Source organism: Testudinibacter aquarius (assembly GCF_004342725.1).
GTDB classification, from domain to species: Bacteria; Pseudomonadota; Gammaproteobacteria; order Enterobacterales; family Pasteurellaceae; genus Chelonobacter; species Chelonobacter aquarius.
Genome location: NZ_SMCP01000009.1, coordinates 107,168 through 117,273 on the forward strand (window position 1 = coordinate 107,168; position 10,106 = coordinate 117,273).

Sequence of the window (10,106 nt, forward strand, 5' to 3'; positions counted from 1 at the left end):
AGAAAAAGGCTATGCTTTCTCACTCAAATACGGATCGGCAAAGCCAAGCGCCTGCATAATCTCGCTTTCCAAGCTTTCCATCTCTTCCGCTTCGGCGTCCTCAATGTGGTCGTAGCCGAGCAAATGCAAACTGCCGTGCACCACCATATGCGCCCAATGTGCCAACAGCGGTTTTTGCTGCTCTGCCGCCTCCCGTTCCACTACTTGACGGCAAATCACCAAATCGCCCAGTAAGGGTAATTCCACTTCCGCCGGCGATTCAAACGGAAACGAGAGCACATTGGTTGGGTAATCCTTACCGCGATAAGTGCGGTTCAAATCCTGACTCTCCGCCTCATCGACAATCCGCACCGTCATTTCCAAATCATCAAGACTCGGCTTGACCGCACTTTGCGCCCACAACGCAATTTGCGTTTGGCTCGGCAGGCTATCCGTATTTTCACAGGCGAGTTGCAGATCGATAATCAGATTTTTCATGCTCAGCTTCCTTGTAGTAACCGCGCTTGACGCCGTTCTTCGGCTAGTGCCTGGTGACGGATTTCATCTTCCCGTTCCCACACTTCATAGGCTTGCACCACTTTGGCAACAACCGGATGACGCACCACATCGCTGCTTTCAAAAAAGTTGAAACTCAATTCCGGCACGGCTTGCAACACTTCCATCGCATGGCGCAAACCTGATTTCTGACTGCGCGGCAAATCCACTTGGGTAATATCACCGGTGATCACCGCTTTGGAGTTAAAGCCGATTCGAGTGAGGAACATTTTCATCTGCTCGACGGTGGTGTTTTGACTCTCGTCCAAAATAATAAAGGCATCGTTCAAAGTGCGACCACGCATATACGCCAACGGTGCGATTTCAATCACCTTGCGTTCAATCAACTTTTCCACCCGCTCGAAGCCCAACATCTCGAACAGCGCATCGTATAACGGACGCAAATACGGCTCGATTTTCTGCCCCAAATCGCCGGGCAAAAAACCCAATTTTTCCCCGGCTTCCACCGCCGGACGGGTCAGCAGAATCCGACGGATTTCCTGTTTTTCCAACGCCTCGACCGCCGCCGCCACCGCAAGATAAGTTTTCCCCGTTCCCGCAGGGCCGATACCGAAGCTGATGTCGTGGCGTAAAATATTGTGCAGATATTGAATCTGATTGGTACCGCGCGGCTTGATCACGCCACGCTTGGTTTTCACCGTGGTGCTATACACCTTAGACGCCGACCGCACTTCGCTGTTTTCTTCCTCCTGGGCTAAAATCCGGCTTTCCTGAATTGCAATATGCACATCTTCCAAATCCAGCTCTTTGATTTTGCCCTTCAGCGGTGCGGTATCGGCATACAACTGCTGAATCAGCCTCGCCACCGCCTTCAACAATTTCTCCGAATGCGGCTGCTCGGATTTCAGGGTGAAACTAAAATCACGCCGAAGAATTTGCAGCTTAAACGTGCTTTCAATCCGTTGCAGATGCTCGTCAAACGCCCCGCACAACGATTGCAAACGTGCATTGTCTTGCGGTTCTAGAGTAAAAGAGTCGATAAGTTGATCGGTCAAGGGAGCCTCTCATGCTAAATGAAATGAATAACGTTAGTATAAAGGTTTTTCCGATAATAGGGAAAAAGAAAAGCCAAGTGCGATACTTGGCTTTTGGTTTACATAAAACAACTTAATATCCGAGTGTTAACCCATCCGGATTGCGTGGATCGGAGGCACCGTAAAAACCATCTTCACGGGCTTGAATAATCTGAACTTTACCCATTGTCGCTTTAGGGACGACTTTATAGCCCTCTTGCTGCAAGATGTTAATCGTATCAGTGCTGATTCCTTCTTCAATCCGAATTTCATCCGGCAACCATTGGTGATGAACACGCGGTACCATAATCGCTTCTGCCGGATTCATACCGTAATCAATGGTATTGACGATGCTTTGTAGTACTGTGGTAATAATCCGTGCGCCACCAGGACTACCGGTCACCAGCCATGGTTTACCGTCCTTCATAACAATCGTCGGGGTCATTGATGACAGCGGACGTTTTTTCGCTGCAACTGCATTGGCATCACCACCAATCAAACCAAAAGCGTTCGGTACACCCGGTTTAGCAGAAAAGTCATCCATTTCATTATTTAATAAAATTCCTGTACCTTCGGCGACAATTCCGCTGCCAAAATTCAGGTTCAAGGTATAAGTTACAGCAACTGCATTACCCTCTTTATCCATAATCGAGTAATGCGTAGTTTGATCACTTTCGTAAGGATGCGGCTTACCAGGCTTGATTTGTGATGATGGACGAATGGTATCGGCGGTAATTGTCGTCGCTAATTCATCGGCATATTTTTTTGAGGTCAGCCCTGTTACTGGAATTTGTACAAAATCCGGATCGCCTAAATATTCGGACCGATCGGCATAGGCTAATTTCATGGCTTCGGCATAGTGGCGAATCGCTTTGGCGCTGTTCTGTCCGAATTCTTGTAATGGATAGCGTTCCAAAATATTCAGAATTTGCACCAAGTGGATTCCGCCGGAACTTGGTGGTGGCATCGTTACAATTTTATAGCCGCGATATTCCCCTTCAATCGGTTTGCGCTCAACCGCTCGATAGTTTTTCATATCTTCCAATGTGATTAAGCCACCATGTTTTTCCATTTCTGCCACGATTTTCTGCGTAATTTCACCTTCATAAAAAGCTTTTCCACCCTGTTGAGCAATGAGTTGCAGCGATTTTGCCAAATCTTTCTGCACTAACAAATCTCCAACAGTGAACGGCTCATCATTTTTGAAAAAGATCTTTTTACTATCTTGCCATTTGGCTAAATTGGCTTTTTCTGTCTCAAGCGTTTTACCCAGCGTTTCACTCACCACAAACCCTTTATCTGCCAATTCAATTGACGGGGCGATAACTTGAGCCAGCGACATCGTTCCCCACTTTTTTAAAGCATGCTCCATGCCGGCGACTGTCCCAGGAACGCCAACCGCAAAATGGGTAAACAGCGATTTTCCATCGACCACCTTGCCGTCTTGATCCAAATACATGTCTCTAGTGGCTTTAAGCGGTGCCATTTCGCGGAAATCAAGTGCAACGCTTTGTTTGGTCCTGGCATCATAAACCACCATAAAACCACCACCGCCAATATTACCGGCATTTGGCAACACTACCGCTAAAGCAAAACCAACAGCAACGGCAGCATCAACTGCATTACCACCTTGTTTCAATATATCCAGCCCAACTTGGGTCGCCAGTGCTTGTTCGGTTGCGACCATACCGTTTTTAGCATAAATCGGATGGAAAATATCCATACTTTGATCATAACGAATGGAAGCTTGTTGAGTTTGTGTTGGGATAACATTGGCAGCCACTGCGGTGGTCATTGTCGAGACACCCAATATTGAAAGTGCCAGAGAAGTGATTACAAATGATTTTTTAAATTTCATCATAAAGCCCCTTATTTTGCAGATTAAATGCCAGATTTAAAAATTTAACATTAAATCAACAATAACATCGAAATCTAAAAAAACAAACCAACAATGAATATTTTATAAACAAAAATAATTATTCTTAATATTTTTCTAAAAATTTTAACCATAATCAAAAAAGCCTCTCATCAAATGAAAAGAGGCTTGGTTTGTCATCAATGAGAATGATCAATTCACCACATACTGCCCAACGCCCAATTCGTCTTCTTGACGGGTGCGTTGGATCACGCTTTGCGGGCTTTGCTGCACGCGTAAGCCCATTTGGTCTTCGGTGCGAATGACCTCGCCGCGCAGGGAGTTGGTCCAGACGTCGGTGATTTTAATATCCACAAATTTACCGATCATGTCCGGTGTGCCGGCGAAATTGACGATGCGGTTGGTTTCGGTGCGTCCGGTCAGTTCCATCACATCTTTTTTCGACGGTCCTTCTACCAACACACGCTGTTCTGTGCCGAGCATTTTGCGGCTGAACTGCATCGCTTGTTGCGTGATGCGTTGTTGCAGCAAGTATAAGCGCTCCTTTTTCTCCGCTTCGCTGACATCGTCCGGCATGTCCGCTGCCGGTGTGCCGGGACGTGCCGAGTAAATGAAGCTGAAGCTCATATCAAAATTCACTTGCGCAATCAGATCCATCGTTTGCTGGAAGTCTTCTTTGCTCTCGCCCGGGAAGCCGACGATAAAATCGGAGCTGATTTGAATCTCCGGTCGCACTTGGCGCAGTTTACGGATAATCGATTTGTACTCAAGTGCGGTATGGTTACGTTTCATCATAGTCAACACCCGATCCGAGCCGCTTTGCACCGGCAGGTGCAAAAAGCTGACCAGTTCCGGCGTGTCGCGATAGACTTCGACAATATCATCAGTGAATTCAATCGGGTGGCTGGTGGTGAACCGCAGGCGATCGATGCCGTCAATCGCTGCCACTAAGCGTAATAATTCAGCAAAGGTGCAGATGCCATCATCAAAGGTCGCACCACGATAGGCATTGACATTTTGCCCCAACAAGTTCACTTCACGCACGCCTTGCGCCGCCAATTGGGCGATTTCAAACAACACATCGTCCACCGGGCGGCTGACTTCTTCGCCACGGGTATAAGGCACCACACAGAACGAGCAGTATTTATTGCAGCCTTCCATAATCGAGACAAATGCTGTCGGGCCTTCGGCTTTCGGCTCCGGCAGGCGATCAAACTTTTCAATTTCCGGGAAGCTGACATCGACTACCGCACTTTTGCCGCCGCGAATTTGGTTCAGCATTTCCGGCAGGCGGTGTAGGGTTTGCGGACCAAAAATAATGTCCACATAGGGCGCACGATCACGAATGTGGGCGCCTTCTTGTGAGGCAACACAGCCGCCCACACCGATCACCAATTTCGGATTGGATTTTTTCAAATCTTTCCAGCGTCCCAATTGGTGAAACACTTTCTCTTGTGCTTTTTCACGAATCGAGCAGGTGTTGAGCAACAGCACATCGGCTTCTTCCGCATTTTCGGTCAATTCGAAACCGTGCGTACTGTTCAATAAATCCGCCATTTTTGATGAATCGTATTCGTTCATCTGGCAGCCCCAAGTTTTAATGTGTAATTTTTGTGTCATGGTTTTTCTTCGTTAGGACGCGGTTATCGACCGCACTAATTTATAAGTTAAAGGATACAGCGCTAAAAACTAATGGAATTTAAATCGGGCTATTCTACCGATTTGCAGGATTGCTGACCAGTAAAAACCGATTTTATTTGTGATTTGCTTTAGAAAATCGGCGGCTGCGAGTAGAATAAAGCCTAATAAAAGCAGGCATTAGGGGGAAAAATGTTGAATCGCAAAGATGTGATTGTGGTTGGCGGTGGCATGGTCGGCTCGGCAGCCGCATTAGGCTTGGCAAAATTGGGATTGAACGTGCAGCTGATTGAACAGGGCAGCCTACCGCACTTTAGTGCCGATCAACCTTACGATATCCGGATTTCCGCCATCAGTGCCGCTTCGGTGAAACTATTGCAAAAGTTGCAAGCGTGGCAAACGATTCATGCGATGCGCACCTGCCCTTACCGCCAATTGGAAACCTGGGAAATTGATGGCTTCTCCACCTGTTTCAGGGCGCAAGATCTGGATTTGCCGGAACTGGGTTATATGGTGGAAAATAATCTGATTCAACTGGGCTTGTGGCAAACTTTTCCCGCTTACCCCAATTTAAGCAGTCAACTGAATGCTGAGATTCAGCAGCTAGAAAAGAGCGGTCACGATTGGCAGCTGCGCCTGGCCAGCGGTGAATGTTATCATGCGCCGCTGGTGCTGGCTTGCGACGGCGCCAACTCCAAACTGCGGCAAATTGCCGGCATTGGGCTGACCGGGTGGCAATATCGCCAAAGCTGTATGCTGATTGTGGTTGAAACCGCACTTGCACAGCAGGATATCACTTGGCAGCAATTTTTCCCAAGCGGCCCACGAGCATTTCTGCCTTTATTAGGCAATCAAGGCTGTTTGGTGTGGTACGACAGCCCAGAGCGAATTCGTGAACTGCAAAAAATGCCATTAGAAAAATTGGATAACGAAATTACACAGGCATTTCCAGCACGTTTAGGCGCGGTGAAAAGTCAACAAGCGGCTTCATTTCCACTGACCCGTCGCCATGCACAAAATTATTATAAAAACGGTATTGTATTATTAGGCGACTCGGCGCACACCATCAACCCGCTTGCCGGACAAGGGGTAAATTTAGGCTTTAAAGATGTGAGCGTATTTTTAACGGTGATTGCAGCAGCACAAAAGTGCGGTCAGGCGATTAATGATGAAACCGTCCTCGCACGCTACCAACGCTTGCGTCAAAAGGACAATCTGTTAATGCAAAGCGGTATGGATCTGTTCTACAAAGGGTTCAAAGAAAATTTGTTACCGTTGAAAGTGTTACGTAATCTTGCTTTGGTTGCCGTAGACAAAGCCACACTGCTCAAAAAACAGGCGCTAAAATATGCCTTGGGGCTGTAGATTATAGATAGAGGTGATTCTATTGAACCACCAACATCCCCATACAGCCTTTATCTGCCAACATTAAATCGCTGCTGCCAAAGGTAAATGGGTAGTTGTTGGAAGAGGTTTGATCAAACTTTACTAAAATCGATATATTGCCATTCACCCATACTGTATCACGCCAAGTTAATTGCGAAGCGTCTATTGCCTGCCCATTAAAAGATTCAAGCAGAAATTTAGCACCTTGTAGACTAAACCCAATCGGCGCAGTGGCGCTTAAATGCCAGCGTTCATAACTGCCCAACGCAGCATTCACATCCACTCGACGAGGATCAAATTTCTGTTGATTGATCAATGCGTTCTCAACGTCCAGCATAAAGCTCCGCTGCTGCGTCACAACAACATCGGTTGAAATCTGTTCTTGACGTTGAAAATCGATTTTTTGCTCAAAGGCAGAGAGCAAGCCATCGGGGCGCAACGCTAACACGGTGTTGTCAATTAATTCATTCTCATCAGCGAACCATGAGGTCATTTTGTCAAAAAAGCCCCGTTTTTCCCCACTGATTAGCGCAACATTACCACCTTCATTCAAATCAATTAAAATTTCTGCACGCTCACCTGGTGCTAAAAATAATGACCGCACTTCGCGTGGCTGCGGCAGAAAGCCCAACCCACCGGCTAGCACCCAGATGCTGCGCCCATCATCTAAGTTAAGGTTATACCCGCGCGACAGCGATGCGTTCAACAAGCGTAACCTTACCCAACCACGCGCCACATTTAAATAAGGCGCTTCGGCACCATTCACCAACAAACGGTTACCGAGAAATTGGCGCTGATTTGGATTAAACAGTTGCTCTCCCTGACTGTTCAGGCGCACATCTTGCAAAATCAGCGGAATATCATTAACGCCGTATTTATTCGGCAGTTTTGCCTTACGGCTCTCTTCATCATCAATCCACCACATACCGGACAAGCCACGGTAAACCTGATAAGCCGAGTGTGCCAAGGTATCTGCGTGATACCAACATGTAGCTGCTGATTGAGTAATTGGTACAATCGGCGACCAGCCTGTACTACTATCAAACTGACGCCCTACGCCGCCCAACAGCTCAGCGTTGACCTGCAATCCCTGCAAACTGATGGATACTCGCTGTGAAAGTTGATTACTATAATTTAAACGAACAAAATCCCCTTGCTTACAGCGAATCGTGGGTCCCAAATAAAGCCCGTTAAAGCCCCATACCTCCACTTTTTTGGCATCGATAAATGCTTTCTTGCTGCTCCCCATTGAAAGTAAAATTGGGCGCCCGCGTCCGACATCTAACAGTGGCGGAATCGGCAGCAGCTGTGTGCCTGACGCATAGGCCGTCGGCAACACCGCACTTACACCAAGTAGAGTTGTATTTTTGAGTAACCTGCGACGAGATAAGTCGGATTGCATCATTGACTAGCCTAAGTGCTGCTGTGCCAGCTCTTGATCAAGCTGGTCAATTTTTTGTTTCATCACTGCATGGCAGTGATTCATTAATTCCCGCACATTTTCACGGCTATAATTTGAAGTATCAATTGGTGCTAACATTTCACAAATCACCTTGCCATTGTCCCAACGGTTAAGATCAATTTTATGGTGCAAATTGCTGCAACAGACCGGTACAATTGGTACACCAGCGGCAATCGCCGCATGAAACGCCCCGGTTTTAAACGGCAGCAACCCACGCCCACGACTACGTGTACCTTCCGGAAACATCCAAATCGATAACTTATCCCGATTAATCCGCTTTGCTAGTTCCCCCATAGTAGAATGGGCTTTGCTCTTATTGTCACGATCCAGTAAAATATTACCGCTCGCCCAATATAACAAGCCAAAAAATGGAATAAGAGCCAAGCTTTTTTTACCCACGCTGACCGTTCGCGGCATCACCATGTATGCCATCGTCACCATATCATAATTATTTTGATGGTTGCCAATGTAGATACAAGGTCCGTTATTTTCAGCGCCAGCAGGAAAACGATGCTCCACTTTTAACCCAAATAACGGATGTAAACGCCCAAACCAGCGTGCGACCACGCCAACATTGCTTGGATTCTTAAAACGAATCAACGAATAAACCGTTCCAAGTAAACAAATTAACAGGGCTGCGAAAACTACGATGATTGCTCGTAAAAATAATAACATAACAATTTCCTAAAAAAATTTGCTAGAGTATAGCGAAAATGTCGGAATATGTGTATAAAATCAGAACTATTTCCTAAAAATTTAATGATATAAAAAATAAGAATGATGAAAAAAACCTATTTTATTGCGGATCTGCATTTGAGCGAAAATTCTCCGCATTTGACCGCACTTTTTCAGCAGTTTATGCAAACTGAAGCGATAAAAGGTGAAGCATTATATATTTTAGGCGATCTGTTTGATTTTTGGATTGGTGATGATGAAAATTCTGAATTGGCACAATTAGTTCAGCGCCAAATAAAACAGTTGACCGAGCGAAGTATTCACGTCTATTTTCAACACGGCAACCGAGATTTTTTAATTGGCCAACGTTTTGCCGCAAAGTGCGGTTTAATATTATTACCGGAATACCATAAGGTTAATTTATACGGCACCGAGGTTTTACTTTGCCATGGCGATACACTTTGTATTGACGATACCAGCTATCAAGCATATCGCAAAAAAGTACATAATATTTGGCGACAACGGCTGTTTTTATGCTTACCACTATTTATCCGTCTGCATATTGCCAATAAAATCCGCAGCAGAAGCCGTCAACAAAAGAGTGAAAAAGCGACTGAAATTATGGACGTGAACACAGAATTTGTTTTAGCCACTATGCGACGTTTTGGTGCGCCTCACCTAATACACGGACATACTCACAGACAAGCTATTCACTCAATAGATAACTTACCAAACCGCACTTTTACTCGTATTGTGTTAGGTGACTGGCACGAAACTGCACCATATTTAGTTTGTGATAAAAATGGATATCGCTTTGAAGAACTCAAGCTAGAAATTAAAGAAGATAAAGCAATGGAATAACAGAATAATGGCAGGGGCGGAGAGGCTCGAACTCCCAACACCCGGTTTTGGAGACCGGTGCTCTACCAATTGAACTACGCCCCTAAATTGTAAAGTGGCGGAATGGACGGGACTCGAACCCGCGACCCCCTGCGTGACAGGCAGGTATTCTAACCAACTGAACTACCACTCCGCTGAAATTGATAATTGGTAGTGACCTACTCTCACATGGGGAGACCCCACACTACCATCGGCGTAACAACATTTCACTTCTGAGTTCGGCATGGATTCAGGTGGGTCTGTTGCACTATAGCTACCAAAATTTTTTATTTTCTAAATAAACTCTAATAATAAGTTTACTTAGAAAATAAAATCCGGCGGTGTCCTACTCTCACATGGGGAGACCCCACACTACCATCGGCATTACAGCATTTCACTTCTGAGTTCGGCATGGGTTCAGGTGGGACTACTGCACTATCGCCGCCGGAATAATTCGGCTTGATTGTCTTTGTTTCTTTGTTCTTTCAGTTTTTTTACTTCACTTTATTTCACTGTTATTATTCGGTCACAAGCTATTACTGATTCAAACTCTCTGAGCTTTGTCTTTGTCTTTGTCTTTTCTTACAACTCGCTCTGCTTTAGGGTAAAACCCTTGAGCGTT

Annotated in this window: 8 protein-coding genes, 2 tRNA genes and 2 rRNA genes; 2 read left to right on the forward strand and 10 right to left on the reverse strand. The window is 45.9% G+C overall.

Annotated elements, in window-relative coordinates; genetic code table 11:
- Window positions 1-9 precede the first annotated feature (9 nt).
- The 4 genes from ybeY to miaB form a co-directional block, all read right to left on the reverse strand.
- Window positions 10-477, reverse strand: a complete 468-nt coding sequence (gene ybeY / locus EDC16_RS09880; RefSeq protein ID WP_132967692.1) for an rRNA maturation RNase YbeY — start codon at window positions 475-477, stop codon at window positions 10-12.
- A gap of 2 nt (window positions 478-479) precedes the next feature.
- Window positions 480-1,550: a PhoH family protein gene (locus EDC16_RS09885; protein WP_176551959.1), complete on the reverse strand. Its 1,071-nt coding sequence runs from the start codon at window positions 1,548-1,550 to the stop codon at window positions 480-482.
- Between the two features lie 112 nt (window positions 1,551-1,662).
- On the reverse strand, window positions 1,663-3,429 hold the full coding sequence (ggt, locus tag EDC16_RS09890) for a gamma-glutamyltransferase (RefSeq protein ID WP_132967693.1): 1,767 nt from the start codon (window positions 3,427-3,429) through the stop codon (window positions 1,663-1,665).
- A gap of 207 nt (window positions 3,430-3,636) precedes the next feature.
- Complete coding sequence (gene miaB / locus EDC16_RS09895) at window positions 3,637-5,064, reverse strand: tRNA (N6-isopentenyl adenosine(37)-C2)-methylthiotransferase MiaB (protein WP_132967694.1); 1,428 nt, start codon at window positions 5,062-5,064, stop codon at window positions 3,637-3,639.
- Between the two features lie 210 nt (window positions 5,065-5,274).
- On the opposite strand from miaB, the gene EDC16_RS09900 reads away from it, so the two are divergent.
- On the forward strand, window positions 5,275-6,447 hold the full coding sequence (locus EDC16_RS09900; protein ID WP_132967695.1) for an FAD-dependent oxidoreductase: 1,173 nt from the start codon (window positions 5,275-5,277) through the stop codon (window positions 6,445-6,447).
- 19 nt (window positions 6,448-6,466) lie between these two features.
- Here the strand turns inward: EDC16_RS09900 and EDC16_RS09905 are convergent, their stop codons facing one another.
- Both EDC16_RS09905 and EDC16_RS09910 read right to left on the reverse strand, forming a co-directional pair.
- Window positions 6,467-7,873, reverse strand: coding sequence for a multicopper oxidase domain-containing protein (locus EDC16_RS09905; protein ID WP_416069096.1), 1,407 nt, complete (start codon window positions 7,871-7,873; stop codon window positions 6,467-6,469).
- A 3-nt stretch (window positions 7,874-7,876) separates the two neighbouring features.
- Window positions 7,877-8,605 carry a 1-acylglycerol-3-phosphate O-acyltransferase gene (locus EDC16_RS09910; RefSeq protein ID WP_132967696.1) on the reverse strand — a complete coding sequence of 243 codons (729 nt, stop codon included), beginning with the start codon at window positions 8,603-8,605 and terminating at the stop codon, window positions 7,877-7,879.
- Between the two features lie 105 nt (window positions 8,606-8,710).
- On the opposite strand from EDC16_RS09910, the gene lpxH reads away from it, so the two are divergent.
- A complete protein-coding gene (lpxH, locus tag EDC16_RS09915; RefSeq protein ID WP_132967706.1) occupies window positions 8,711-9,466 on the forward strand; it encodes a UDP-2,3-diacylglucosamine diphosphatase in 756 nt (251 codons plus the stop codon).
- A gap of 8 nt (window positions 9,467-9,474) precedes the next feature.
- Here the strand turns inward: lpxH and EDC16_RS09920 are convergent.
- From EDC16_RS09920 to rrf (EDC16_RS09935), 4 genes are all read right to left on the reverse strand, one after another.
- A tRNA-Trp gene (locus EDC16_RS09920) sits at window positions 9,475-9,550 on the reverse strand.
- Window positions 9,551-9,561: 11 nt separating this feature from the next.
- Window positions 9,562-9,638 (reverse strand) — tRNA-Asp (locus EDC16_RS09925).
- A gap of 12 nt (window positions 9,639-9,650) precedes the next feature.
- Window positions 9,651-9,766, reverse strand: a 5S ribosomal RNA gene (gene rrf, locus EDC16_RS09930).
- Window positions 9,767-9,817: 51 nt separating this feature from the next.
- A 5S ribosomal RNA gene (gene rrf / locus EDC16_RS09935) occupies window positions 9,818-9,933 on the reverse strand.
- Between the last annotated feature and the right edge of the window lie 173 nt (window positions 9,934-10,106).

Excerpts from the sequence above, each read along its gene's own strand:
- ybeY (WP_132967692.1), bottom strand. The coding sequence starts at position 477 with ATGAAAAATCTGATTATCGATCTGCAACTCGCCTGTGAAAATACGGAT.
- ggt (WP_132967693.1), bottom strand. The coding sequence starts at position 3,429 with ATGATGAAATTTAAAAAATCATTTGTAATCACTTCTCTGGCACTTTCA.
- miaB (WP_132967694.1), bottom strand. The coding sequence starts at position 5,064 with ATGACACAAAAATTACACATTAAAACTTGGGGCTGCCAGATGAACGAA.
- EDC16_RS09900 (WP_132967695.1), top strand. The coding sequence starts at position 5,275 with ATGTTGAATCGCAAAGATGTGATTGTGGTTGGCGGTGGCATGGTCGGC.
- EDC16_RS09905 (WP_416069096.1), bottom strand. The coding sequence starts at position 7,873 with ATGATGCAATCCGACTTATCTCGTCGCAGGTTACTCAAAAATACAACT.
- EDC16_RS09910 (WP_132967696.1), bottom strand. The coding sequence starts at position 8,605 with ATGTTATTATTTTTACGAGCAATCATCGTAGTTTTCGCAGCCCTGTTA.
- lpxH (WP_132967706.1), top strand. The coding sequence starts at position 8,711 with ATGAAAAAAACCTATTTTATTGCGGATCTGCATTTGAGCGAAAATTCT.